26 protein-coding genes and 1 pseudogene are annotated in these 23,931 nt (G+C 44.2%); 15 read left to right on the forward strand and 12 right to left on the reverse strand.

The features are described 5' to 3' along the window. Positions 1-4: 4 nt before the first annotated feature. The 3 genes from MKY20_RS04625 to MKY20_RS04635 form a co-directional block, all read right to left on the reverse strand. Positions 5-655: a TetR/AcrR family transcriptional regulator gene (locus MKY20_RS04625; protein WP_251156335.1), complete on the reverse strand. Its 651-nt coding sequence runs from the start codon at positions 653-655 to the stop codon at positions 5-7. A gap of 68 nt (positions 656-723) precedes the next feature. Beyond that, positions 724-1,752, reverse strand: a complete 1,029-nt coding sequence (locus MKY20_RS04630; protein ID WP_251266790.1) for an ABC transporter permease — start codon at positions 1,750-1,752, stop codon at positions 724-726. Beyond that, positions 1,749-2,474, reverse strand: a complete 726-nt coding sequence (locus MKY20_RS04635; RefSeq protein WP_009332349.1) for an ABC transporter ATP-binding protein — start codon at positions 2,472-2,474, stop codon at positions 1,749-1,751. The genes MKY20_RS04630 and MKY20_RS04635 overlap by 4 nt, the downstream gene beginning before the upstream one ends. 208 nt (positions 2,475-2,682) lie before the next feature. Here MKY20_RS04635 and MKY20_RS04640 point away from each other — a divergent pair, with 208 nt between their 5' ends. Next, a complete protein-coding gene (locus MKY20_RS04640; protein WP_009332348.1) occupies positions 2,683-3,405 on the forward strand; it encodes a Crp/Fnr family transcriptional regulator in 723 nt (240 codons plus the stop codon). A gap of 220 nt (positions 3,406-3,625) precedes the next feature. After that, positions 3,626-4,060 carry an SRPBCC family protein gene (locus MKY20_RS04645; RefSeq protein WP_009332347.1) on the forward strand — a complete coding sequence of 145 codons (435 nt, stop codon included), beginning with the start codon at positions 3,626-3,628 and terminating at the stop codon, positions 4,058-4,060. Positions 4,061-4,171: 111 nt separating this feature from the next. Here the strand turns inward: MKY20_RS04645 and MKY20_RS04650 are convergent, their stop codons facing one another. The 4 genes from MKY20_RS04650 to pdxK all read right to left on the reverse strand — a co-directional run bounded on the left by MKY20_RS04650 (position 4,172) and on the right by pdxK (position 9,879). Beyond that, positions 4,172-7,468, reverse strand: coding sequence for an alpha-amylase family glycosyl hydrolase (locus MKY20_RS04650; protein WP_251266791.1), 3,297 nt, complete (start codon positions 7,466-7,468; stop codon positions 4,172-4,174). A gap of 206 nt (positions 7,469-7,674) precedes the next feature. Next, positions 7,675-8,340, reverse strand: a complete 666-nt coding sequence (gene bshB2, locus MKY20_RS04655; protein ID WP_026041611.1) for a bacillithiol biosynthesis deacetylase BshB2 — start codon at positions 8,338-8,340, stop codon at positions 7,675-7,677. A gap of 42 nt (positions 8,341-8,382) precedes the next feature. Then, positions 8,383-8,730 carry a YojF family protein gene (locus MKY20_RS04660; RefSeq protein ID WP_009332344.1) on the reverse strand — a complete coding sequence of 116 codons (348 nt, stop codon included), beginning with the start codon at positions 8,728-8,730 and terminating at the stop codon, positions 8,383-8,385. Between the two features lie 321 nt (positions 8,731-9,051). Continuing rightward, positions 9,052-9,879 carry a pyridoxine/pyridoxal/pyridoxamine kinase gene (gene pdxK, locus MKY20_RS04665; protein ID WP_251266792.1) on the reverse strand — a complete coding sequence of 276 codons (828 nt, stop codon included), beginning with the start codon at positions 9,877-9,879 and terminating at the stop codon, positions 9,052-9,054. Between the two features lie 366 nt (positions 9,880-10,245). Here pdxK and mobA point away from each other — a divergent pair, with 366 nt between their 5' ends. The 5 genes from mobA (at position 10,246) to MKY20_RS04690 (ending at position 13,224) form a co-directional block, all read left to right on the forward strand. Then, positions 10,246-10,848 carry a molybdenum cofactor guanylyltransferase gene (gene mobA, locus MKY20_RS04670; protein ID WP_071158253.1) on the forward strand — a complete coding sequence of 201 codons (603 nt, stop codon included), beginning with the start codon at positions 10,246-10,248 and terminating at the stop codon, positions 10,846-10,848. A 62-nt stretch (positions 10,849-10,910) separates the two neighbouring features. Further along, positions 10,911-11,375 (forward strand): molybdenum cofactor biosynthesis protein MoaE, encoded by a 465-nt coding sequence (locus MKY20_RS04675; protein WP_071158255.1) that lies wholly within the window; start codon positions 10,911-10,913, stop codon positions 11,373-11,375. Beyond that, positions 11,368-11,598, forward strand: a complete 231-nt coding sequence (gene moaD / locus MKY20_RS04680) for a molybdopterin converting factor subunit 1 (protein WP_217026009.1) — start codon at positions 11,368-11,370, stop codon at positions 11,596-11,598. The genes MKY20_RS04675 and moaD overlap by 8 nt, the downstream gene beginning before the upstream one ends. 28 nt (positions 11,599-11,626) lie before the next feature. Then, on the forward strand, positions 11,627-12,646 hold the full coding sequence (locus MKY20_RS04685; RefSeq protein ID WP_341000516.1) for a thiazole biosynthesis adenylyltransferase ThiF: 1,020 nt from the start codon (positions 11,627-11,629) through the stop codon (positions 12,644-12,646). A 179-nt stretch (positions 12,647-12,825) separates the two neighbouring features. Continuing rightward, positions 12,826-13,224 (forward strand): hypothetical protein, encoded by a 399-nt coding sequence (locus MKY20_RS04690; protein WP_019380563.1) that lies wholly within the window; start codon positions 12,826-12,828, stop codon positions 13,222-13,224. A gap of 164 nt (positions 13,225-13,388) precedes the next feature. Here MKY20_RS04690 and MKY20_RS04695 read toward each other — a convergent pair whose 3' ends face one another. Continuing rightward, positions 13,389-13,718, reverse strand: a complete 330-nt coding sequence (locus tag MKY20_RS04695) for a general stress protein (protein ID WP_009332337.1) — start codon at positions 13,716-13,718, stop codon at positions 13,389-13,391. Positions 13,719-13,901: 183 nt separating this feature from the next. On the opposite strand from MKY20_RS04695, the gene MKY20_RS04700 reads away from it, so the two are divergent. From MKY20_RS04700 to MKY20_RS04710, 3 genes are all read left to right on the forward strand, one after another. Next, positions 13,902-14,579 carry a uracil-DNA glycosylase gene (locus tag MKY20_RS04700; protein WP_009332336.1) on the forward strand — a complete coding sequence of 226 codons (678 nt, stop codon included), beginning with the start codon at positions 13,902-13,904 and terminating at the stop codon, positions 14,577-14,579. Positions 14,580-15,061: 482 nt separating this feature from the next. After that, the gene (locus MKY20_RS04705; protein ID WP_009332335.1) at positions 15,062-15,337 is read left to right on the forward strand and encodes a YwdI family protein; all 276 of its coding nucleotides are present in this window, start codon (positions 15,062-15,064) and stop codon (positions 15,335-15,337) included. A 26-nt stretch (positions 15,338-15,363) separates the two neighbouring features. Next, positions 15,364-15,735, forward strand: a complete 372-nt coding sequence (locus tag MKY20_RS04710) for a DUF423 domain-containing protein (RefSeq protein WP_009332334.1) — start codon at positions 15,364-15,366, stop codon at positions 15,733-15,735. 40 nt (positions 15,736-15,775) lie between these two features. Here the strand turns inward: MKY20_RS04710 and gerQ are convergent, their stop codons facing one another. The 3 genes and pseudogenes from gerQ to hemQ form a co-directional block, all read right to left on the reverse strand. After that, a complete protein-coding gene (gerQ, locus tag MKY20_RS04715; RefSeq protein WP_019380565.1) occupies positions 15,776-16,294 on the reverse strand; it encodes a spore coat protein GerQ in 519 nt (172 codons plus the stop codon). A 46-nt stretch (positions 16,295-16,340) separates the two neighbouring features. After that, a pseudogene (locus tag MKY20_RS04720) lies at positions 16,341-16,750 on the reverse strand (cell wall hydrolase). A 153-nt stretch (positions 16,751-16,903) separates the two neighbouring features. Continuing rightward, positions 16,904-17,647, reverse strand: a complete 744-nt coding sequence (gene hemQ / locus MKY20_RS04725; protein ID WP_251266795.1) for a hydrogen peroxide-dependent heme synthase — start codon at positions 17,645-17,647, stop codon at positions 16,904-16,906. Between the two features lie 382 nt (positions 17,648-18,029). Between hemQ and pta the strand changes: the two genes are divergently transcribed. Continuing rightward, positions 18,030-19,007 carry a phosphate acetyltransferase gene (gene pta / locus MKY20_RS04730; RefSeq protein ID WP_009332331.1) on the forward strand — a complete coding sequence of 326 codons (978 nt, stop codon included), beginning with the start codon at positions 18,030-18,032 and terminating at the stop codon, positions 19,005-19,007. A 215-nt stretch (positions 19,008-19,222) separates the two neighbouring features. Next, positions 19,223-20,065 (forward strand): lipoate--protein ligase family protein, encoded by an 843-nt coding sequence (locus MKY20_RS04735; RefSeq protein WP_019380568.1) that lies wholly within the window; start codon positions 19,223-19,225, stop codon positions 20,063-20,065. Between the two features lie 152 nt (positions 20,066-20,217). Here MKY20_RS04735 and MKY20_RS04740 read toward each other — a convergent pair whose 3' ends face one another. Further along, entirely contained in the window at positions 20,218-20,970 is a 753-nt protein-coding gene (locus tag MKY20_RS04740) for an RsfA family transcriptional regulator (RefSeq protein WP_019380569.1), read from the reverse strand. Positions 20,971-21,351: 381 nt separating this feature from the next. Here MKY20_RS04740 and MKY20_RS04745 point away from each other — a divergent pair, with 381 nt between their 5' ends. From MKY20_RS04745 to MKY20_RS04755, 3 genes are all read left to right on the forward strand, one after another. Continuing rightward, entirely contained in the window at positions 21,352-21,576 is a 225-nt protein-coding gene (locus MKY20_RS04745; protein ID WP_009332328.1) for a DUF1450 domain-containing protein, read from the forward strand. Between the two features lie 283 nt (positions 21,577-21,859). Next, positions 21,860-23,161 (forward strand): HD domain-containing protein, encoded by a 1,302-nt coding sequence (locus MKY20_RS04750; RefSeq protein ID WP_009332327.1) that lies wholly within the window; start codon positions 21,860-21,862, stop codon positions 23,159-23,161. A 58-nt stretch (positions 23,162-23,219) separates the two neighbouring features. Next, positions 23,220-23,729: a YwgA family protein gene (locus tag MKY20_RS04755; RefSeq protein ID WP_009332326.1), complete on the forward strand. Its 510-nt coding sequence runs from the start codon at positions 23,220-23,222 to the stop codon at positions 23,727-23,729. Positions 23,730-23,931: the final 202 nt, after the last annotated feature.

Below are 23,931 nucleotides of genomic sequence, written 5' to 3' on the forward strand. Positions count from 1 at the left end.
GGCTTTAGTCTTTAGCAGAAAGTCCATGCATGATGAATTGAATGGTCAGCTCGATTTCCTTTTTATCATCCCAATCGGCTTCAGGCAATATTAAATACCTCGCGATTAAAAAGCCAAATATCGATGTAAAGGTCATTCTGACTACACTATAGGCTGGAATATCAATAATCTGACCTTTTTTCTGATAATATTCAGCCAAAGTAACAAAGCGTTCAAATACTTTAATCGCGATATGCTCTTTAAACTGTTCCTTGAGTTCAGGGTGAAACGGAATTTCCTGAATCAGGATCCTAATAAGAGGCATATTGTTTTTCAGAAACGCTATCCGGTTTTCCATCATGGCTCTTAAAAAATCTTCAAAGTGTTCGTATTTATGATTAATTACTTTGTATAGATCCTTGATGACAAAGGGAGCAATCAGCTTCGCCATCATCGGGGAAACAATCCCCATCAGTAAATCCTTTTTTGTTTTATAGTGTCTGAAGATGGTTCCTTCGGCTACTCCTGCCTTCTTGGCGATTTCACTTGTCGAAGTGGCTGCATAGCCTTTTTCGGAAAACGATTCAATCGCAGCCATGATAATTTTCTTCTGCTTCTCCGTAAGTCTTTCTTCTTCCTGAAATAATCCTTCTAAAATGGAATCCTGCTCTGGCATGGTTAACTCCTTTATACGTTCAAAATCTATGCCTTTATTATAAAGGAATGAAAATGCAAAAAGAAATTTTAAATTTTCCGGTACCGTCTTAAAGCAGCGATATTCAGAAACATAAAGAGCAATGAGAAAGCGAGCAGCATAAGCAGATCTTTATAAATCATTTCCCATCCAAATCCTCTCACCATTACATTTCTTAATGCTTCAGCTGCGTAAAATAAAGGCGTAAAAGGACCGATCCAGCTGAGCCACCCTGATATGGTCTCCAGATTGAATAACCCCGAGAAAAAGATCTGGGGAACCACAATAAGCGGTATAAATTGAATCATCTGCAGCTCATTATTGGCAAAGGAAGACAGCAGGATTCCCAGAGTCAATGCTGTCAGCGAAAGAAGCAGTGTAATGAGCAGGACATAGCCAAAAGACCCTTCCATCAGCATGCCAAGCACATAGATTGCATACCAGGCGATGATGGCAGCCTGGATCATGGTGAATAACCCAAATCCCATGATATATCCCGTAACGATTTCCCATTTCCGGAGAGGACTGGTCAAGAGCCGCTCAAGTGTACCGGTTGTTCTTTCTCTCAAAAAGGAAACACCGGCAATCAGGAATACAAAGAAAAAGACAAAGAATCCCAGCAGCACCGGCCCGAAATAATCAAACTGCCCCATGTCGTCCGAGCCGAATAAATAATCGATCTTTATCTCCTGATTCTCTCCATTTTGCTGTATAGGCTTCAGTGCATCCTGAACCCATTTCATCACAGCTCCGTTTACACTTGGATCGCTTCCTTCCAGAACCACTGATGGCGGCATCTGATCAAAAACCAGATACGCATCCAGCTTCTTGTCTGATAGGTCATTTTCTGCCAGCTTCTCCGTATCATAGTGTTTGAGTTTAGCATCTTCCAGGTTAAGCTGAGATTCCAGTTTTTCAGGGATATCAATGAGGCCAATTTCAGGCGTATATTCATCTCCGTTAAACACAAGGTGAAGCATAGTCAGGACCAGGATAGGAGCGAAGATCAATAGAGCCATCGTCCGTTTATCTCTTACAATCTGGCGGAGTATCCGTATAACCAGGGCCATAATCCTCATACTTGCGCACCTCCATATGCCAGGAAGGCATCTTCAATATTGGCAGAGCTGGTCTGCTGCATCAATTCTTCCGGTGTTCCAGCTGCAATGAGCTGTCCGTCTCTAATCATGCCAAGTCTGTCACACTTTCCAGCTTCATCCATAACATGAGTCGTCACCAGGATAGTCGTTCCGTTTTCCTTCAGACTTTTAAAAGATTCCCAGATGCTTTTTCTGAGGACAGGATCGATTCCTACAGTAGGTTCATCCAGTATGAGGAGACCAGGGCTATGCAGAAGGGAAATGGCAAGGGAAAGTCTTCTTTTCATACCCCCTGAATAATCGGAAACCAGCTTGCCGAGATGGTCAGTTAACGAAACAATTTCCATTACCTCATTCATCCGCTGCTTTTTTTCTTTTCCTTTTAATCCATACAGCGCTGCAAAAAAATCAAGATTTTCCTTTGCTGTTAAGTCAGTATATAGAGCGTCAGATTGTGCCATATAGCCAATTCGTTTGATCAAATCCAGCTGGGGCATTTTTTCGCTGAAAATATGGTTTTCCCCCTGTGTTGGCACCTCCAGTCCTGCCAGTTGTTTAACAAGCGTCGTCTTGCCGGCTCCAGATGGGCCGAGCAGGCCAAAAATTTCACCCTCGTAAATTTCAAGGTTAATGCCTTTTAAAACCTGGTGCTTTCCATAAGTCTTGGATACATTTTGGATGGAAACAATTGAATTTTTCATTGGTTCACTCCTTTTCAACTAAAAAGTGAGTAATCACTCACATCAATCATAAAGGGAAAACAGTCTATTTGTAAAGTGAGTAATCACTCATTAATTTCGACAAATGGAATTTCAAGCAATGAGCAGGCTTTTGTGAGTTAAGTCACTTCTTCCTAACCCCATCTTAGCTAAAATATTTCTAATAGAAATGTAAAAGCGGGGGATGGGAATGGAAAATGAAAAGCAGGATCATAGACCGTTGATCGATGAATTTTTAGGCAAGATTGAAATTTTTAAAGAGCTCCCCAGTGAATCCATACAGCTGATCGATAAACGAATTATTAAGAAATCTTATTTGAAGGGCGAAAGAATTATGTCTGAATATGATGTCGCCAAAGGAGTTTACTTTGTTCATTCCGGCATTGTGAAGCTGACGAAACAGGATGAACATGGCAACGAACTGATTGTCTGCATTAAGAAAAAAGGCGAGATTTTTGCAGAAGCCAACCTTTTTAACCAGACGGGCCAAACCTATCCTGCGACGGGTACAATGGTGCAGGATGGTGAAATCTACTTTCTGAACACGGATGATCTGGAACAGGAGCTTCTGTATTCACCGGAAATGGCTGTTCAGATTATCCGCTATATGAGTGAATCGCTGCGTGATATGACCTCTATTCTGAGGGACATCGCCCTGCTTGATGTGTACTCGAAAACAGTCCGGACATTGGAAAGGCTCGCGGAAAAATTCGGCGCCAACCACTGTAATCGGATGCATCTTGAGCTTCCCATAACCGTCCAGGAATTCTCCACCCTTGTCGGAACATCCCGGGAAAGTGTCAGCCGTGTTTTTTCCAGACTGAAAAAAGAAGGAATCATCGAAATTACAGGCAGAAAAATCGTCATTGTGGACTGGTGCAAATTCTGCTCCCTTTACCATCAGAGGCTGTAAGGGCGAGTTGCTTTTTAAGGTGAGAGCATATATGAAATTCGAGAACTGTCTTGCTCCACAAGGAATGCTCCGGCAGCTTTATCATCGCACGACTAAAAGCGCTAGATTTTGGAAGGATGTGGCGTTCTCAGTCCGTGTTCGCACTTCCGCTTTTCTTAGTCAGCCCGGCTTTTTTGTTATATAATAGAGTCATAGACTCTATGACTCTGAGGTGCAAAGCATGGCTGATTTTCGTTCCAGTGAGATTATCAATAAACCTGTACATGAAGTATTCGATTATATGATTAAAATGGAAAATGTCCCTGAACTCATGCCGTTTGTTGTGAACGTGGAAAAACAGACCGATGGCGAGATCGGAAAAGGAACAAGGTTCATCGAAACCCGTATGGTCAGAGGGAAAAAAATCAGTGCAGATATTGAAATTATTGATTTTGAACAAGACAGAACCTATACCACCCGCAGCAATGCAAATGGACTGATAACAGAATATAAATATGATTTTCATGAAATAGAAGAAGGAACGCAGGTGGAGATGGAAGCAAACGTTAAAACCAGCGGCCTTGTCGCCAAATTAACGAAGCGTTTCATCGTGAATATTGTGAAGCGGGAAGATGGAAGCCAGCTTCAGTATTTGAAGGAAATGATGGAGAAATAAGCAAAGCGCAAGGCGCCTTGACTATCCCCCACACCTTTAACGGTTTTCGTCGTACCTTGAGCTAAACAGTAAAACAGGGAGCCTCTCCATTAGAGAGGCTCCCTGACTTTATTAATCCCTTTTTTCATCCAAAACTAGAATGACCGTACCGCCCTCATTTCTGCCGGGCAGTTTGACTTCAATCTGCTGATTTTTGTCCACTGAATATTTCTTTCCGGAATATTGGTCAATGACCTTGCTGCCGGCGGCAAATGGGACCTTTACTGTTACTTTCTTTTTATCCGTCATAGTGTTTATGCCTACAACAGCATTTATGCCGTTATAGGAGCGGTTAAAGACTAAATACCCATTAGCGTCACTGCCTGCGAGCTTTTCGCGTGTACCTTTTGAAAACACTGCCGAGTAATCTTTCCGGATGTTAAGGAGCTTCTGGTAGTGCTTGTGCATGTCATTTCCGATTAGGGACCAGTCAAAGTCATAGCGGTTTTCATTAAATTCTCCTTTATCCATATCTCCTGCATGTTTGCCGGAAAGGCCGATTTCTTCCCCATAATAGATAACTGGCTGTCCCTTTGCTGTTATTTGGAGGGCAGAGGCGATTTTCATTTTGCCCCAATCATTGCCCGCACTTGTGATCAGGAAGCCGTCTTCATCATGGCTGCTTAAGAATTGGCCAAGAGCTGCCGTATTTGAGAGCTTATCATTTCGAGCCTGCAATTTTGCTTCAGCTGCGTCGATTTTGCCGTTAATGAAATCAGCAGCGGTATGTTTAAAATCAAAATCGAGGATGGAATCCATTTCGCCGCTGTTCAGAAAGCCTCCATGTTCATCGATGTGGCCGCCGTAATATTCTCCGATGATTTTAAAGTCAGGCCTGATTTCAGTCAGTGCATTTTTAAATGCTTTCCAGGTTGTATGCTCCACGTGCTTAACGGTATCCACACGGAAGTAGTCAATCGTATCCCCGCGGTCTGTCCTTGCTTTTTCAAGCCAGTCTGTCTGCCAGTCAATAATTTGTCTGCGGACCTCTTCTTCCTCAGTTTTAAAATCAGGCAATCCGGCCAGCTCGCCGCTGATGGTATCATTTCCTCCATCCCGCAGCATGCCGGCAAAGCGCTCGCGGTCAGCATCAGAAGGGAAGTTGGGAATTCCAAGCCCAATGGAGGGATCGTTTTCCTTTAATCCATATCCGGTATGGTTCAGTACCACATCCACCATCACTTTTATGCCGCGGTCATGCGCTTTTTCCAAAAGTTCCTGGAATGTCTTAATGTCCCCAAGATGCTCATCCAATTTTGTAAAATCCTTTGCCCAGTAGCCATGATAGCCATATTGGTTTCCATCTTTATCATGGCGCAGGTCCCAATTGATGTTGTCGACGATCGGTGTAATCCAAATCGTGTTAATGCCAAGGTCCTCGAGATAATCCAGTCTTTCAATCACACCCTGGAAATCCCCGCCATGGTAGGTTTCCAGATGGGACGTATCATAATTTGAATGGTTTGGATCATCGTTGGTAGAATCTCCATTGTTGAAGCGGTCTGTCAGCATAAAGTAAATGCGTGCTTCATCCCAATCAAAATCATCCTTTTTGCCGCTGAAGGTGCGGGTTTTGACTTCAACGGAAGCTTCTCCCGCATGAAAATTCCCATATTCATCAATCACTGTGATCGGCAGCTTCTTAATGCCTGCCGTTACAGATTGATCAATGGAAATGGTGTGTGCATTTAATGCCGGGTCAATACTGACTTTGCTGCTTCCGCCGATAGCAGATAGGTCTGCGTAAGCTTCTTTAATAGATACCTCAGGATCTGAAAGTATTGTTTCAATAGACAAAACGGCATTTTCATTGTATGAAACTTTATTTGGACTCACGTCAGTTCTGATCTCTGCTGCTGGGTTTTTATAGGTGATGGATGACTTTTCATTAAAAGGATCTTTCATTTCAGAAGTCTCTCCATCTCTAGTAACAAGGAAAGAGTACTCGTATGTGCCTTCTTTTAAGTGATCAATCGTCACAAAGAAACGTTCTTCCTTAAGGGAATACTGCATATCATAAATCTGTCCATTCAACTTTGCCTGAACCTTTTCAATCGAATCCATTTTGCCCTGTTTGAACAGCGCCGGATCTCTAAAATAAAGAGTAAGACTGCCATTGTTTAGAAGAGGACCCGTAATAGAAGGGACCTGATAGAATTCACTCTGGCCGCTTTTGACAATAACCTTGGTGTACTTGTCATTCCCTGTTTTAATATAGCGGTCGGCACCATAAGGATCCTTTTGATCCCAGCCTGTTCCTTTACGAAGCACAAATCCCATTTGCTCACTCTGCTGGCCAATTTCAATCAATGCAACAGCCCCCTTGTCATTGACTTCGGTAAAATCTGCTTGCCCATCCTTTAAGCCAGTCTGCCAGGTCCAAATGTTCCAGCCTTCATAATCGTGATTGTCTCTTACATACGTAAACTCAATAAAACGACGGTTATCTCCAGCATTCCGATCGTCAAATTCCTCTTTTGAGTAATAAACGGTTTGGTCGCCCTCAGCGAGCCATACTTCTGCCTCATTTTGGCCATCAGGCATGGTGATGGTTCTGGAAACATCCTGAGTATCCCAGTTTCCGGGACGGGGAATGACATGGATTTTACTCGAAGGAACAGAAATCTCAGCTTGGGCAAATCCTTCTGTCCGGTTTGTAAATGGGTAAGCCTTGCCATTTTTTCCGTCCTCCCATGCCCATAAATCCCAATTGAATTGCTCACCGTCATCGCGCCAGTAGTTTATTGTATAGCTATTCATCTGACCGATAATGCTGAAGCTATGCTCCAGTGTATAGCCATTGAATTCGCCAATGACAGTTACGCTTCCTGCTTCAGCAGAATTGGAGATTGCCAGCTGATTATTTTTCACCTCAACGCCATTTGCTTCAGTTTTTAATCTCCAGGCTGGCTGCACATCTTCGATAGTGCCGTTGCTATGTACTAATTTGGCTGAAAGAGGAATCAGGGTATCTTTTACAGCATCAGCAGGCATTTCAGTCGTTAATCCGCTAATAGCCAGTAAGCTGTTTCCGTTACCAGTCTTGCTATTTGCCGGATCGGCAATCCAATTGCCGTCATCCAGAATAAATTTATATTCATAGACTCCAGGTGATAAATGAATAGTCTTTGACCATATATTGTTTTCGCCTTTCGTCATTGCCAATGCTCCATCTTGCCAGCCGGTAAAACTGCCGGCGACCCGGACCTGCTGAGCTTCTCCCTGATAGGAGAAAGTAACTTGACTCCCGTCTATTACTGGACTTTCGCCTGTGCTGGCAGAGGATGAATGCGGGTGAATTCCTGTGAATAAACTGAGAATCAGGCTTAGGAGCATGATCAAGATGCCAGCTTTCCTATATTTGTCCATAAAATTCCCTCCCTATAATTGGTTAGCTAAAGTGTGTAAGGGTGTAGTGCAAGCGATTGCACCAAGAAGCAAATGAAATCGCTTGCAGATACTTAAGGAAATTCTAACATCATAATAGGGAAAGCTCATGGGCAGAAAGTAGTTAATATTCAGAAAAAACAAACACTAAAAAGCCGCTCTGAAACCAGAGGCGGCGTGCTCTATCTTTAGAATTTATAGGTCCAAAAACGTTCTTTATACATTCTGGCCAATACTTCAGGCTCTTGCTTTTTAATGCTTTCTTCCATATTCGCTGCCATCAGCTGTGTCTGTGAGGCATGTGCCTTGATCGCTGCAACTTTCCGGTCTGCAACCGCACTGACGTCATTGACAATATCCGCCTGGCCGATTTCTTCCTCACAGTTATTGGAGAATGCGACACAGTGAACCTTCGGACGCTTGTCAGCAGGCAGCTCTTTTACCGCACGGATCACAGCGGCGCCTGTTGCGTCATGATCCGGGTGCACAGCGTATCCCGGATAGAACGTGATGATGAGGGAAGGGTTTGTCTCACCGATGATGACTCCTAGTCTGTTCGCGAGCTTTTCTTCATCCTCAAACTCCACGGTTTTATCCCGGTACCCCAGCATTCTTAAGTCCTGGATGCCCAGAACCCTGGCTGCTTCCTCCAGCTCTTCTTTGCGGATTTTCGGCAGAGTTTCCCTGGTGGCAAAAGGGGGATTACCCATATTGCGCCCCATTTCTCCAAGCGTCAGGCATGCGTAGGTGACAGGTGTGCCGTTATCGATATGTAAGGAAATCGTTCCTGAAACGCCAAATGCTTCATCGTCCGGGTGAGGGAAGATGACGAGTACATGTCTTTCCTTTTCCATCATGGTCGTGCTCCTTTCCATTTGATGTCCTCTGAGCCCTTTTTATTCAAAAGGAGTTTCACTAATTTGCAGGGCGACTGCAAGCTTGCCGCTGAAATCGTGGCCGGCTAAAAGGAGCCTGTCTTCTTCATCGACTTCAAAGTGGGTAATTCCTTCAGCATACACCCAGCCAAAATTCATTTTCAATCCAACCCGGTAAGGGCCTTTTCCGGTGATTTTTCCATGCTCATAAACCAATTTGGCATTGCGGATATAGGCGCCTGAAGAAAAGAAGCTTTCATCAAAATGGGATGCATACGCTCCATTTGTTGTTTCCAGATGAATAAAGACCTCTTTATTGGCAAGGCGGTCAATCTCTTTTTGCACGTGTTCTTTCACTGCTGGTTCCACTCTATAGTCCCCCTTCCGTTTTATCTTCATATATTCGTTTGAGACGGTATTTATATGTTTATCTTACTAAAAAAAGAAATGAAAAGCGAAAAAGTAATCTCAGCGAGGGTGCTAAAAAGATATAACAGCGAAATTTTTATTTTATCCGCGAAAAAACAAATATAACCGCGGAAATTTAATTTTATCCGCGAAAAAACAAATATAACCGCGGAAATTTAATTTTATCCGCGAAAAAATCAATATATCCGCTAAATCCCCGTTTTATCGGGTGAATTGCCAATTGCAAAAAACAGAGCCCCCTCGGACTCTGTTTCACCATGCTTATTCTGAATCAAGACGGCCTGCGCCATATTTGCGGTAAGCACCAGGCATCGTAGGGCCAACATACTCATTTAGCTTAAAGCCATGGTTGATGGCGGCAGTGATGAAATCCTTCGCTGTTTGAACCGCTTCTTTGACAGGTTTGCCTTTCGCGATTTCTGCTGTGATTGCAGAAGAGTAGGTGCAGCCTGCGCCATGAGTGTAAGTCGTTTCAACGCGTTCGCTTTCATAAAGAGTGAACTCTTGTCCATCATATAGAAGGTCAACGGCTTTTTCGTGCTGCAGCTTGCTGCCGCCCTTGATTAATACATACTTCGCACCAAGTTCATGAATTTTGACAGCCGCTTCTTTCATGTCCGCCACAGTTTTGATTGGACCTGTTTTAGCGAGCTGCCATGCTTCAAATAAATTTGGTGTTACCACTGTTGCAAGCGGCACAAGCAAATCTCTTAATGCTTCGTTCAATTCAGGATGAATCGGCTCATCTTCACCTTTGCAGACCATGACCGGGTCGATGACAACATGATCCAGGCTGTTTTCTTTAATGGTCTTTGCCGCAACTTTAATCACTTCTTCAGAACCTAGCATGCCTGTTTTCATCGCATCAATACCTGTAGATATAATCGTTTCGATCTGTGTTTCCAGAATGTCTGTAGAAATCGGGAACACGTTGTGGCTCCAGTTATTTTTAGGATCCATCGTCACAATGGTAGTCAGCGCAGTCATCCCGTAAACGCCAAGCTCCTGGAATGTCTTAAGGTCTGCCTGAATTCCCGCGCCGCCGCTCGTATCTGAACCGGCAATGGTCATTACTTTTTTCATCGTCATATGCATAGTTCCTCCTTGAAGTACTGCTGGATATCTTTTTCTAATTATAACAATAATTGAAAAAGGTAAAAACTATAACGGACTGCAGATAGCATTAAGTTAACCGCTCCTTTAGGCAAAAATACGATGCACATCACTTGAACGCACATAAAAAAGGCTATGCGCACATAAATCACGCTTATCCGCACGTAAAAAAATTTATCCGCTCATAAACTTCGTCTATCCGCACATAAATTAACTTCAGAAAAAAATCCTGCTGAACGTCACAATATTGCCAACTCCAGCGGCCTTCTTATAAGAAACAGGACGGAATAGATGGTAAAATAAAAGGATAACGATAAGATACATTGAAAGACGGTGAGGAAAATGAGCAGTACAGGCATCATTTTGGCAGGAGGGCATTCAAGCCGGATGGGGGAGAATAAAGCCCTGCTGAAAATAGGCGGCAAAACGGTAATTGAACGAATCGCCGATCAGCTGTCTTCTATATTGCCCAATGTCATCATCGTAGCCAATAAACAGGAAGATTATCAGTTTCTCGGCCTTCCCCTTGTGAGCGACCGCTGGAAAGAAAAAGGGCCACTGGCTGGAATCCATGCCGGCCTGTCTGAATCCAGGACCCAAAAAAATCTGATTGTGGCCTGTGATATGCCATTCATATCCGGGGAGCTTGCCAGGCTTCTTCTTGAACAGCTGGATCAGCATCAGGCATCCGTACTTGAAATCGGAGGGCAGCTTCACCCGCTTTTTGCCGCTTACCGAAAGGATGCAAAAGATGCAGCAGAGCTGGCATTGAGAGAAAATAAGCTGCGGATCCGCCAATTTCTGCAGGAAATAGATAGCAGAATCATAAAAGATGAAGAGCTTAAGAATATGGGGTTTTTATATAGGGATGCGCACTTTTTTAACATGAACCGTCCTGATGAATACCGGCAGGCACTGAAACTGGCCGAAGATGCCTCAAAATAAGAATGCATTCATTTCCATTCCGGCTCTGTCTATGTCAAAATCAAATAAAACGAGGTGATTCCATGAATTTTGAGATTTCTAAAGATCCGATCGATATCCAAAGTGTGATCGATAAAGTGGTGCAGCGGGAAGCGGGAGCGATTACGACCTTTATCGGAACCGTCCGCGAGCTGACACATGGAAAAAAAACACTTTACTTAATATATGAAGCATATGAATCAATGGCTGTGAAAAAACTGGAGCAGATCGGAACCGAGATAAAAGAGCGCTGGAACGGGGCAGAAGTGGCAATTACCCACCGGACAGGCAAGCTGGATATCACCGATGTAGCGGTCGTCATTGCCGTTTCCACTCCACACCGTGCGGATGCTTATGAAGCAAACCGCTATGCGATTGAAAGAATTAAAGAAATTGTGCCGATTTGGAAAAAGGAACATTGGGAAGATGGAGAAGAATGGATCGGCAATCAGCTGGAAACAGTGGCATACCCAAAAGGAAAACCGGAGGCGAAGGATTTACATGAATAAAATTATGTTTTTTGCCCATTTGCGGGACCGTGTTGGAGAAGAGTCTTTGACAAAGGATGTCAGCGGCAAAACAATCTCTGAACTGAAACAGATGCTTGAGGAAAATTACGGGCTGAAGCTTGATTCAGTCATGGCAGCCGTGAATGAAGAATTTGCTTCAGATGATGAAGTCATTCAGGCCGGAGATACAATTGCCTTTATCCCTCCAGTCAGCGGAGGGTAATGGCAGCTTCAAGAGAGGAGGGGGCGCATTGTCTGAAAGGTATTCTCGCCAGGCTTTGTTTCCGCCTATTGGAAAAGTGGGGCAGGAAAAAATCCGCTCCAAGCATGTGCTGATAGTCGGTGCCGGCGCTCTTGGCTCGGGAAATGCGGAATTGATGGCGCGTTCAGGTGCCGCCAAACTGACGATCATTGACCGGGATTATGTCGAGGAAAGCAACCTGCAGCGCCAGCAGCTTTTTGCAGAAAGCGACGCCTTAGATAAAATGCCAAAAGCGGCTGCAGCAGAAAAACGGCTAAAACAAATTAATAGCGAGGTTGAAATCCGCTCGATTATTGGCGATGCTACTCCGGAAAAGCTGGAAGAGCTTGCTGAAGGGGTGGATCTGATCCTGGATTCGACCGATAACTTTGAAACCAGGATGACCATTAATGATATCTCTCAAAAATTTAATATTCCATGGATTTATGGAGCCTGTGTCGGCAGCTTTGGCATGAGCATGACAATCATTCCCGGGAAAACGCCATGCATGAATTGCCTGCTGAAAAAGATTCCAATCCAGGGGATGACCTGTGACACCGGAGGAATCATTGCCCCAGCTGTGCAAATGGTCGTCGCCCATCAGGCAGCTGAAGCGCTGAAAATTCTGGCTGAGGACTGGGAAGCCGTGCGTACCGCTATGGTCAGTTTTGATTTATGGCGAAACCAGTACACCAGCATGAAGGTGTCAAAAGCGAAGGATGAAGGCTGCTTATCTTGCGGAACAGAAAGAACATATCCTTATCTGCAGCCGGAAAATATGATGAAATCCACTGTTCTCTGCGGAAGGGACACTGTTCAGATCCGCCCGCCAAAGGAGCAGGAAATCGAATTCGCTGAAATCGCACGACAGCTGAAAGCAATTGGCTACCAGGTGAAAGGCAATCCGTATCTGCTTTCCATCGAAATGGAGGAGCAGCGCCTTGTCCTCTTTAAAGACGGACGCGCCCTTATTCATGGCACAAAGGATTTAGCGCAGGCGAAGTCCATTTATCAGCGGATTATGGGTTAAAGTGAACTTCAATCAGTGGGGTTTTGTTAGTTGGGCCCGCAGGACGTGGCGTTTTATGTCATTTTCCTGCTGTCGGGCCTTTACGGTCAGTAAGAGTCCGATAAACTAGTGCTTTTTCATTATATATAAGCCCCTTCCTTTTTTGTAAAATAAAGACAAAAAGACAGAAGAGGTTAATAATGATTACATTCATGTATTTTTTCGGCTATTTGTTTGACCAGCTGCTGGTCAATTTTATAGGGATGGTCCTGATCCTTTACAGCTTTATCATTCCGGTTACCCCTATGTATAAAACCAAGCGTCCTGCAGATCTAATCGTGCATATAAGCCGGATTCTTTTCGCTATCATTCTCCCATTCCTGAACTTTTTCTATTTTTTATTCAATAGCGGGGACTGGGCGACAGGGGAAGGTATTACAGCACCGGAGCATTTTAGCACTTTCATCTGGGTTCAGGCTGGTTTGATTGTGCTGCCTGAACTGGTTTTTTTCATCCTGTCAAAAGTCAATATAACCAGAGTCTGGTGGTATGTGCTATACCCGGCTCTGCTGATTGGGCTATGGGTTTGGATGTTTTAAGGGCATAAAAAAAGCGATGAAAAATTTTTCATCGCTTTTTTATACTGTCTAGCTGCTCCAGCGCCTACCCCCTCGAGGTCACAAGCTTGTCTAGTTTCGGCTCCTAGGGACTCGGGGTCATAAGTCGTTTCCTTCCAGAAGGAAAAACGCCTCCGCTTTTCTAATTATTTTACTTCGTCTGTACCTACAATAACTAACTTGCCTTCATCCAATACTTTTTCATATTGTTCTGCTTCTACCGTCGTTAACCCAACAGATTCAAATTTTGTACGAAGCTCATCTCCGCGTTTTTTGAACACGTTGCCGACAGAATCGAGTAGGCCCTGCTCCTTCATGCCGACTTCGCCTGTATCCGTCGCGTCAGAAAGGTGCTCTGAGCGATCCTTGTCATGTGCGAAAATATAGATGTTTTCCTTATTGAATCCCTGGCTTTGCAGCATTCCAATCGTATCTGTAGCCTGTACACCATTTTCAACAACTTCAATTTTATACATATATAACATCCTCCTTAAAAGATTTGCAGATTTATTTAAATGGCAGCATGTCCTGCCGTTATATTTATTACATATCCGTTCTAAAAAATTTTAAACATGTATGCAAGAATGAAAGATTATGCCATGATAACCAATGGGTATTAAGAATAGGACTTTTCAAATAAGAGGAGGGAGAGTTGGCAGATGAAGCGTATCTTAAGCAATGACTGGCAGGAGATTTTGGCAGAGGAATTCGAGAAACCTTATTATCTCCATCTTCGTGAATTTTTAAAAAAAGAATATGAGGAGCAAACCATTTATCCGAGGCAGGAGGATATTTTCAATGCGCTCCAATATACAGCTTATAAAGACGCAAAGGCAGTAATATTGGGGCAGGATCCTTATCATGGGCCGGGGCAGGCACATGGATTGAGCTTTTCGGTACAGCCTGATGTAAAGCTGCCTCCTTCGCTGAAAAATATATTCAAGGAAATGCAGGATGACCTGGGCTTCGAGGTGCCAAACAATGGCTATCTATTAAAATGGGCCCGAGAAGGAGTGCTGCTCTTAAATACCGTTCTGACCGTCCGCAAAGGGCAGGCGCACTCGCATAAGGGGAAAGGATGGGAAACTTTCACCGACACGGTTATACAAAAACTGAATGAGAGGGAAAAGCCCGTGGTTTTTATTTTATGGGGCAAACCGGCTCAGGAAAAAGAAGTGCTGATTGATGCTTCTAAACACTATATAGTAAAATCGCCGCATCCAAGTCCATTTTCGGCGAGAAAAGGGTTCTTTGGCAGCAGGCCATTTTCAAGAACGAATGAGATATTACAAGAGCTTGGGGAGGAGCCCATTGACTGGCAGATTCATGATCTCTGATTCTTTTCGTCATGTTTCACGCGAAACATACCGTTTCGTGTAAGAGAATAAGAGAAGTGCTCGAAATATGCATGTTCGAGAAGGGAAAGGAAAATGAGTTCACAGAAAATGGCTTGTTTTAAATGCAAATAATTCTGTGTTACTGGGACCGGTACTATCCAAAAGGCTGCAGGGCTTTTCAGTTTACCCTGTCTAGCTCAGCGCCTACCCCCTCCAGGGTTGGGGGTGGGCGAAAGGCGCGTCCGCTTTTCTTTAAAACCAGGCGGATGCCCTCTCTCGAAGTTTTCCGGGCATCTGGCCATCCTTGTTTGCGTTTTGAAAAGGAAAACTGATAAACTTTATATGGCCGGTAACATTGGCGATATTTAAAAAGAATGTATACTTTTTTTGGACTTCAGGAATTGTCTAGCAGAAGCAGCCTGACACTTGAGGGTAGAGGGTGCAAGGCGCTTGTGCTTTTTTTACAGAAAGAGGTGTAGAGAATGAATATCTCTGTTCAGAAGCTTTTAGGGAAGATGGAAAAGGAATTGCTGGAAGCAAAAAGCAGCTCTTCAGACGCCAGAATAAGAGAAAGAGTGCAGGCGATCAAGTCATTATGCGAGCTGGTTTTGGAAGAGTCGGATACAGGAAGTGTGTCTGCTGTTGCTTCTATTAGCCATACATACAATGCACCGCCTGCGGCTCAGCCAGCGGGTCTGCAGCCAAAGAAAATGCAGATGGAAGATGAGGCAAACGGCGATTCATTATTCGATTTTTAATAAAACGATAAGAGGTGCAGGGGATTATGAAGCTATTTATTATAATTGGAGCCATTAATGCTTTTTTAGCAGTTGCATTAGGTGCATTCGGAGCGCATGGGCTTGAGGGGAAAGTGGAGCCGAAGTATTTGGAGATATGGAAAACAGGTGTAACCTACCAGATGTTCCACGCAACAGGCCTTTTGATTATTGGCGTCCTGCTTGGCAAATTGCCGGCGACATCTTTATTATCCTGGTCAGGCTGGCTGATGCTGATCGGCATTATCCTTTTCTCAGGAAGCTTATATGTTTTAACATTAACAAAAATCAGCGTGTTGGGTGCCATCACCCCGCTTGGCGGAGTCTCTTTCCTTGCGGCTTGGGTGCTGCTGATCATTGCGGCGGTAAAATATTTATAATAGGAAAGGAGCTTTGACGGGGTCAAAGCTCCTTTTTTCATTACCTCGGCGAATATTGCGACATTCCTTGCCCTCCGCCAAACGGATATTCATATTCTATTTCTTCATCAAATGTTACATAGTCTAAGTAGATCATTGGAAGGAGGATACGTTGGCCTGTTTGCGGATCGCTCAGTATCAAGTGATCCCGTCCGGCCGCTTCAATGATGCCTTTGAATATTTTGGCGTTCCATTCCGTATTGTTTTCGAATGTTGCATAAACAGTCGCGAGTTTTCCTCTGTTCAGGCGAAGAATATTTTCGATGTAGGATTGTTCAAGCGGGAGCATGCCTGGAATAGAAGGAGCAGCTGAAGGGGCACCCATACCGCCGCCGGCGCCTGCACCTGGAAACATCCCGCCCGAGCTCGTACCCGGAACTGTTCCGCCTGTTTGAACGGGCTGGAACTGCGGCTGACCCTGCGGCTGGCCCTGAAAGTTCTGAGGCATTTGGGTGCCATCCGTGTAACGCTGCTGCTGGTAACCATAAAAAGGGTATTGACCATAATTTGATTGACTCAATTTTTTTCCCTCCTAAAATTAAAATCAGCCATTTCTATCCGCATTGCTAGTAGACTGTCGGACAGTCCTGCGGGGTAGATTTATAAAAGCAATGGGCTTTAAACCGTCCGGCATTCCCTTGGCTGTACCATTGGGCCGGGCAGCTGCCTTGTGGCCGAAAGAACCATAATGCACTGCTGGCAGAGTAGTGTTGGTGACCGCTTATTACTTTGCGGGCGAGGTCAATCTCACTGCCACGCACCTTGATAAAAATTGCCTTTTTGGTTGGCTTCAATCCCGCTTGGGTTCTGATAGACCATTCTCCTGATGGAGCAGGTATCCTTGAAGGCCCAGACATTCACCCCGGACATGGTTAACCCCTCACATTCCCAACCATCAGCATGCCGTGCTTCCCATCGCACGCATGAGCCGGCCGAGGAGCTTAACATCTTCCTCGGTGTAAGGGATAACTCCAATCTCTTCACCTCTCTTTAATAAGCCATGATGCTGCGGATAAGAGAATTGCCTAGGTATAAGAGAAACTCACTATTTCATTACTATGTAGAGGCATGTTTTTTTATGACCTCCGGAAAAAGAAAAACTCCCAGCAGAAGCCGGGAGTTTTAAACATTATAAGTGAAGGAATTTTTCAACCTTGTCCTCTTCAAGGATGTTGCCAACGAAGAAGGAGCCGAATTCACCGTAGCGGGCACTGACTTCATCGAAGCGCATTTCATAAACAAGCTTTTTAAACTGAAGAACATCATCAGAGAAGAGGGTAACGCCCCATTCGTAATCGTCGAAGCCGACTGAACCTGTGATGATCTGCTTTACCTTTCCTGCATACTGGCGCCCGATCATGCCGTGGCTGCGCATCATATTGCGGCGGTCTTCCATCGGAAGCATGTACCAGTTGTCATTGCCCTGGCGGCGCTTGTCCATCGGATAGAAGCAGACATGCTTTGCTTTCGGAAGTTCTGGGTAAAGGCGTGCCAGGATCTGAGGATTCTGGTAAGGATCTTCTCCTGCCGGCAGGTAGTTGCTCAGCTCGACAACAGAAACATATGAATGAGCAGGGATCGTGAATTCAGCTAACTTAGTTTTGTTGAATTCGTTTTCAATTTCATTTAGCTCTTCCATTGTAGGCCTTAAGATCATCATCATAAAATCAGCTTTTTGGCCGACAATTGTATAAAGGGCATGGCTGCCGTTTTTCCCGCTTTGTGTTGTATTCCACTTGTCCACTAGGGCCATAAATTCGTGGATCGCTGCCTGACGCTCTTCGCTGGGAGCCATTTTCCAAGTTGTCCAATCAACTGTGCGGAAGTCATGTAAACAATACCAGCCATCAAGCGTTACTGCTGCTTCACTCATTATAATCACTCCTAATATGTACTAAAATTCTCATCATTACTATAACATAGTTTCTCCAATTAACATGTGTACAAAACTTGAAATGTTGGAATTCAGCAGGGTGACAGGCACCTATACCAATTTGCCGAACTGGCATAGGTGTCTGTCACCGCAAATTCCCGTTTACAAAGAGGGGATTATGGATATCTTAAAAAGGTATAAAGGTGGACTGTCAGAAGGATATTTATTATTGGAAATTTACCGAAAACAAAAACTTTTTTGTTGTAAACGCTAACAGTATGTGAACTCCTTGAAATTCTTAGGATGAGGAGTATTCTAAGGGAGTATATAGGATAATTTCTATTGAATTGAACGGAAATTTAGTGCCGTAGGAGGAATTAGCATGAGTGATTTATTCACAGTATTGAAAGAAAAAGTAACAGGGCAGAATTTAAGAATCGTTTTTCCGGAAGGACAGGATGAGCGTATTTTAGCGGCTGCAGGAAGATTGGCTGCGGAAAAAATCATCACTCCGATCCTTATTGGAAACATCGCAGAAATTGAAGCGAAAGCAAAAGACATGGATATCAGCCTGGAATCAGCTGAAATTTATGACCCAAATAACTTTTTAATGATGGATGAGCTTGTGGCTGCATTTGTTGAAAGACGCAAAGGCAAAGCGACAGAAGAAGATGCACGCAGGATCCTTCTTGATGAAAACTATTTTGGAACCATGCTTGTCTATGCGAACAAAGCAGACGGCCTTGTGAGTGGTGCTGCCCATTCAACAGCTGACACAGTGCGCCCGGCTCTTCAAATCATTAAAACAAAAGAAGGCGTGCGCAAAACATCTGGTGTATTCATCATGGTCCGTGACGATGAGAAATATGTTTTTGCCGATTGTGCCATCAACATCTCACCGGACAGCCAGGACCTGGCGGAAATCGCGATTGAAAGCTCGAAAACAGCCAGAATGTTCGATATCGAACCGCGTGTGGCCATGCTGAGCTTCTCAACAAAGGGCTCTGCCAAGTCACCTGAAACGGAAAAAGTTGCGGCGGCACTTGAAGCGGCTAAAGTTCGCGATCCGCTATTAATCATCGATGGGGAATTCCAGTTTGATGCGGCATTCGTTCCATCGGTAGCTGAGAAAAAAGCTCCGGATTCACCAATCCAGGGAGATGCAAATGTATTTGTTTTCCCTAGCCTGGAAGCCGGAAACATCGGCTACAAAATTGCCCAGCGCCTAGGAAACTTCGAGGCAGTGGGACCAATCCTTCAAGGCTTGAACCGTCCGGTTAATGACCTGTCCCGCGGCTGCAACGAGGAAGACGTTTACAAGCTTGCTTTAATTACTGCAGCTCAAGCTTTACATCAATAATACAGCAGCTTAGAAGCCGGTCCCTTGTGACTGGCTTTTTTGCTATAATGTATCTGTTATGGGCCTTTGGCCGATAAAGGCTCAAGTTTGGCCGTTTAAATGCCATATTTGGCCGATAAAACTATAACTTAGGCTGATAAACCAGCTGATTTGGCCGTTAAATAGATAAATTCTGCCGATTAACTCGAATATCGGCAAAAGGGGATCAAATGAAGATGAATTCGCTACAAGACTTGCTGTTTCAGGAAGAATGGAGGGTTATTGACCAGTCTGCTGCAGGCATCCACTTAAATGCCCTGCACTCTTTCGGGATGGACGATACACTATGTGCTTCTGTCGGATCGGGTGAGGCGCCTGCGACCGCGAGGACATGGGTTCACCATAATACCATTGTGCTTGGAATCCAGGATACGAAGCTGCCTTTTTTAACTGAAGGCATCCAGTTTTTAAAGAGCCAGGGGTACGAAGTGATTGTACGAAATTCCGGCGGCCTGGCAGTTGTCCTGGATCAAGGGGTCCTGAATATTTCGCTGATTTTTCCTGAAAGTGAAAAGGGAATTGATATAAACCGCGGATATGATGCGATGTGGATGCTCATCCAAGAGATGTTTTTCGATTTTCATATACAAATAGAAGCGCGTGAAATTGTCGGCTCCTATTGCCCGGGAAGCTATGATTTAAGCATCGGGGGACAAAAGTTTGCCGGCATCTCGCAAAGGCGCCTCCGCAATGGCGTGGCGGTCCAGATCTATCTGTGCGTGGATGGCAGCGGAAGTGAGCGGGCCGATTTGATTGGCAAATTCTATTCTCTTGCTAAAAAAGAAGAACAGACAAAGTTCCAGTACCCTGAAATTCAGCCGGCTGTGATGGCATCACTATCGGAATTGCTGGGTACAGAGCTGACGGTACAGGATGTGATGCTCCGCTTTTTGCAGTCATTGAAAAAGAAAGCAGGCCGCCTTTATGCAGGGCAGCTGACAAATGTGGAAGCAGGCCTGTTTGAAGCCTATTACCGCCGTGTGATAGAACGGAATGAGAAAGTACTTGGCAGCGAATAAATAAAAGAAGAGCCGCAGTCATAAACGATCTGCGGCCCTCCTTGAAAGGAATTGCTGCCATTTTCTCCTGCTCCCGCTGCCGGGAACACCTTTTTTGTTTTAGAATTTTCAGCGCCTGCACCCTTGGGCGGGCAAGGCGCTTTTAGTTTTTCTTATTCAGCTACTCTTTCCAAATTGCCGTTGCGGTCCATTTTAAACTTGGATGCCGGCCTTTCTTCTTCATCAAACAGAACAAAATTGCGGGCTCTGTTCATGATTTTCATCAGTGTCTCGTAATCTTCCTGAATGGTTACCGTATTCTGCTCCAATTCGCCGATTTTGCCTTCAAGCTCTTCATTTCGGCTTCTGAGATCGGCATTTTCCCGCTTCAATCTTTCATTCTCACTCTTTAGTATATCAAGCTGAATGCCTGAATGATTCAATGTTTGCAAGTATGTGATAACGGTATCCATATCCAGCTGTGCAGGCGCAGTATAAACCGGCTCTGAATAGGTGAAGGATGAGACCGTCTCTGTTTGGATATGCGATTCATCCTCTGTGCGCTCTTCGTAAAAATCTGCCGGTGATGGCGGTAGGACCGCATTTGTCTTAATTGGCGCTGCTTCAACCTCCTGCATAGTTGGAACCGGCGGAGAGTATAAGAGTTTCTTTTTGCCGCCCTGATCCTTTCCTAGCATTCTTTGTCTCTGCTTGCGCTGTTTCTTGGCTAATTGAAGTGCTTTTTCATACTGGTGCCTCACTACAGCGTTCCAGCGGAATCCGCATGCCGCAGATGTGCGGTTCAGCTTGTCCCCAACTTCCTCAAAAGCGTTTAACTGAGTGCTGCCTTCCCTCACATGCCGCAAAACAGTTTCTGCCAGCAATAAATCGTTTTCATCTGTCCAAGCGTCCTGACGTATTTTCATGTAACCTCAACTCCCTAAATTATTACTTTTTGCTGTTGCCTTAGTTAAAGGATGGACAAACTTGGCAGATTTTATACAAAGGTGATTAAAAGGATAGTAGATTTTTTTAAAATTTTATTTTTCGCTAGATACGTATGGCGGTTTTGTGAAGATTACTAAGATTCACCACCCAAGTTAATGATTACAGCTTGCAATAGAGCTGGATAAGTTTTAAAATAGCCTGTAGCAGTTGGCAGGGCAGTCCTTTTTATCTGAATAGGAATGCTTTGCAGCGGATATGCTTTAACGAAGAAGATGACGAGGCGCGCCATGCGCTGTTAAAGCTCCCGGAACGGGGAGCGCATAATATAAAAGATTGACCGCAGAAAGGGTTGTAATAAAATGGCAAACGAATTTCGTGTTTGCGACGATTGTCAGGCTGTAAATCTGAAGACATTAATACCGCGATTAAAAGAAATAGATCCTGAAGCAAAAATTGATGTCGGCTGCCAGTCCTATTGCGGGCCAGGCCGCAAAAAAACATTTGCTTTCGTCAATAACCGTCCCCTTGCCGCACTGACGGAAGAGGAATTGATGGAGAAAATTAATAAAAAGCTGAAAAAATAAAGATCACCCTGACTCCTGTCCTGAGGTGATTTTATTTTTTGCCTGAGTTTATGATTGAGCTTCGATTGGTAAATAGACTTAGGAGGCAATATTCGTTTTTAGAAAAGTCGAAAAATATTTCCAGGGAAGATGATTGCTGTATTGCGGTTTCTGTCGAACAGCCATGAAAAACAAAGAATTTTGTGATGAATTGACACCGTGATCGGGATATAATAGGTATACGCCAGAAAATGGGAACAGCAGGTTTGGAACTCGTGGACACAGGAAAAGCGGAGGGTACGGAATGGCATATTCAGCGGAAAAGTTAAGTGAGGAAAAAGTATTTAAAGATCCCGTTCATCGTTACATACACGTAAGAGACAGAGTAATCTGGGATTTAATCGGGACAAAAGAGTTTCAGCGTCTTAGAAGAATTAAGCAGCTCGGGACAACTTATTTAACCTTCCATGGTGCTGAGCATAGCCGCTTTAACCACTCGCTCGGAGTTTACGAGATTGTGCGGCGCATTTCCGATGACGTCTTTTTGGGCAGGCCGGAATGGGATGAAGAAGACCGCATCCTGACCTTATGCGCGGCACTTCTCCATGATTTGGGACACGGCCCGTTCTCACACTCCTTCGAAAAAGTATTCGACCTCGATCATGAACATTATACGAGGGCAATCATTCTCGGCGATACCGAGGTCCATCAGGTGCTCACCAGGGTAAGTGCCGATTTTCCTCAGAAAGTGGCAGATGTGATTGCCAAAACTTCTAAAAATAAGCTGGTCGTCAGCCTGATTTCCAGCCAGATTGATGCGGACCGGATGGATTATCTGCAGAGGGATGCTTACTTTACGGGTGTCAGTTATGGCCACTTTGACATGGAGCGGATCCTGCGTGTCATGAGGCCGCGGGAAGACCAGGTCGTGATCAAACAGAGCGGGATGCATGCCGTTGAGGATTACATTATGAGCCGGTATCAGATGTATTGGCAGGTGTATTTCCACCCGGTTACACGCAGTGCCGAGGTGATCCTGACCAAAATCCTTCATCGCGCGAAAGATTTGCATGAACAGAAATACAGGTTTAAATATGATCCAATCCATTTTTATTCTTTATTCAATGGTGAAATCACTCTTGAAGATTATATAAAGCTCGATGAAGCTATTATTCTTTATTATTTTCAGATGTGGCAGGAGGAAGAAGATCCGATACTGAAAGATCTCTGCTGCCGATTTATGGACCGGAATTTATATAAATATGTGGAATTCGACCCGGCGAAAGAGTACAAGAAGCTGGCGGAGCTGTCGGCTTTGTTCAAAAAGGCAGGCATCGATCCGGAATATTACCTGGTCGTCGATTCTTCATCTGATTTGCCTTATGATTTTTACCGTCCTGGCGAGGAAGAAGAAAGATTGCCGATCCATTTGCTGCTGAAAAATGGGGATATTCGCGAGCTTTCCCGCGAATCGGAGATCGTGGATGCCATTTCCGGGAAACGACGCACTGATCATAAGCTTTACTATCCGGCTGATTTTATTGCAGACGACAGCAAAAAGCCAAACATTAAAAAACAGATTAGAACGCTGCTGGAAATCGATTAAAACTACATAATTGGTTTTCTATAGATACGGGAAAAAACGGAGTAGGAGATGAAGAGCTTTGTTAAAGGATCACGCTAAACTAATGCATGCCATTGCAGTCTCTGAAGAAATCGTGGGACGGAAAAAGCTGCAGAAAATGATATATATCGCCAAAAACATCGCATTTCCCTTTCAGGAAAGATTTCAATTTCACTTTTACGGGCCATATTCGGAAGAATTGACACTAAGGGTCGAAGAACTCTGCAACATGGGATTTTTAAACGAAGTAAAGGAAAAAAAGGGCGGCTATTACCAGTATCGATACACCCTTACTGAAACCGGCAAGGAATTTCTGGACATTAATGCAGTCGAAATGCCCAGTCTGCAGGATTGCCTGCTTGATATGAACGGCCAGAATGCAAGATTCCTTGAACTCGTCTCAACGGTCCTTTATTTTAATGACCTCCCAAAAGAAGAAGTGAAAGAAAAAGTCTTTACCCTAAAAAGCAAACAGCGCTACACGGATGAAGAAGTGGAACAGGCGTATCAATATATTGGAAGCTTAAGAGAAAAAGCCGGGCTGCATTAAGCGCCTGGCTCTTCTTTTTTGCTGAAAAAGTCTTACCGCACATAAATCAGGTTATCCGCACGGAATTTTTTTATGCGAAAGTAAAATCATACTATGTGCAAATAAGATTTTTTATGCGAAAGTAAAATCGGTCTATGTACAAATAAATTTCTTTATCCGCAAGTAAAACCTCTCATTATGCAAAAAACCATAAAAAAGCAGC

It is taken from the genome of Cytobacillus sp. FSL W8-0315 (assembly GCF_038002905.1).
GTDB classification, from domain to species: Bacteria; Bacillota; Bacilli; order Bacillales; family Cytobacillaceae; genus Cytobacillus; species Cytobacillus pseudoceanisediminis.

Coding starts and splice junctions, on each gene's coding strand:
- MKY20_RS04625 (WP_251156335.1), bottom strand. CDS start 655: ATGCCAGAGCAGGATTCCATTTTAGAAGGATTATTTCAGGAAGAAGAA.
- MKY20_RS04630 (WP_251266790.1), bottom strand. CDS start 1,752: ATGAGGATTATGGCCCTGGTTATACGGATACTCCGCCAGATTGTAAGA.
- MKY20_RS04635 (WP_009332349.1), bottom strand. CDS start 2,474: ATGAAAAATTCAATTGTTTCCATCCAAAATGTATCCAAGACTTATGGA.
- MKY20_RS04640 (WP_009332348.1), top strand. CDS start 2,683: ATGGAAAATGAAAAGCAGGATCATAGACCGTTGATCGATGAATTTTTA.
- MKY20_RS04645 (WP_009332347.1), top strand. CDS start 3,626: ATGGCTGATTTTCGTTCCAGTGAGATTATCAATAAACCTGTACATGAA.
- MKY20_RS04650 (WP_251266791.1), bottom strand. CDS start 7,468: ATGGACAAATATAGGAAAGCTGGCATCTTGATCATGCTCCTAAGCCTG.
- bshB2 (WP_026041611.1), bottom strand. CDS start 8,340: ATGGAAAAGGAAAGACATGTACTCGTCATCTTCCCTCACCCGGACGAT.
- pdxK (WP_251266792.1), bottom strand. CDS start 9,879: ATGACGATGAAAAAAGTAATGACCATTGCCGGTTCAGATACGAGCGGC.
- mobA (WP_071158253.1), top strand. CDS start 10,246: ATGAGCAGTACAGGCATCATTTTGGCAGGAGGGCATTCAAGCCGGATG.
- MKY20_RS04675 (WP_071158255.1), top strand. CDS start 10,911: ATGAATTTTGAGATTTCTAAAGATCCGATCGATATCCAAAGTGTGATC.
- moaD (WP_217026009.1), top strand. CDS start 11,368: ATGAATAAAATTATGTTTTTTGCCCATTTGCGGGACCGTGTTGGAGAA.
- MKY20_RS04690 (WP_019380563.1), top strand. CDS start 12,826: ATGATTACATTCATGTATTTTTTCGGCTATTTGTTTGACCAGCTGCTG.
- MKY20_RS04695 (WP_009332337.1), bottom strand. CDS start 13,718: ATGTATAAAATTGAAGTTGTTGAAAATGGTGTACAGGCTACAGATACG.
- MKY20_RS04700 (WP_009332336.1), top strand. CDS start 13,902: ATGAAGCGTATCTTAAGCAATGACTGGCAGGAGATTTTGGCAGAGGAA.
- MKY20_RS04705 (WP_009332335.1), top strand. CDS start 15,062: ATGAATATCTCTGTTCAGAAGCTTTTAGGGAAGATGGAAAAGGAATTG.
- MKY20_RS04710 (WP_009332334.1), top strand. CDS start 15,364: ATGAAGCTATTTATTATAATTGGAGCCATTAATGCTTTTTTAGCAGTT.
- hemQ (WP_251266795.1), bottom strand. CDS start 17,647: ATGAGTGAAGCAGCAGTAACGCTTGATGGCTGGTATTGTTTACATGAC.
- pta (WP_009332331.1), top strand. CDS start 18,030: ATGAGTGATTTATTCACAGTATTGAAAGAAAAAGTAACAGGGCAGAAT.
- MKY20_RS04735 (WP_019380568.1), top strand. CDS start 19,223: ATGAATTCGCTACAAGACTTGCTGTTTCAGGAAGAATGGAGGGTTATT.
- MKY20_RS04740 (WP_019380569.1), bottom strand. CDS start 20,970: ATGAAAATACGTCAGGACGCTTGGACAGATGAAAACGATTTATTGCTG.
- MKY20_RS04745 (WP_009332328.1), top strand. CDS start 21,352: ATGGCAAACGAATTTCGTGTTTGCGACGATTGTCAGGCTGTAAATCTG.
- MKY20_RS04750 (WP_009332327.1), top strand. CDS start 21,860: ATGGCATATTCAGCGGAAAAGTTAAGTGAGGAAAAAGTATTTAAAGAT.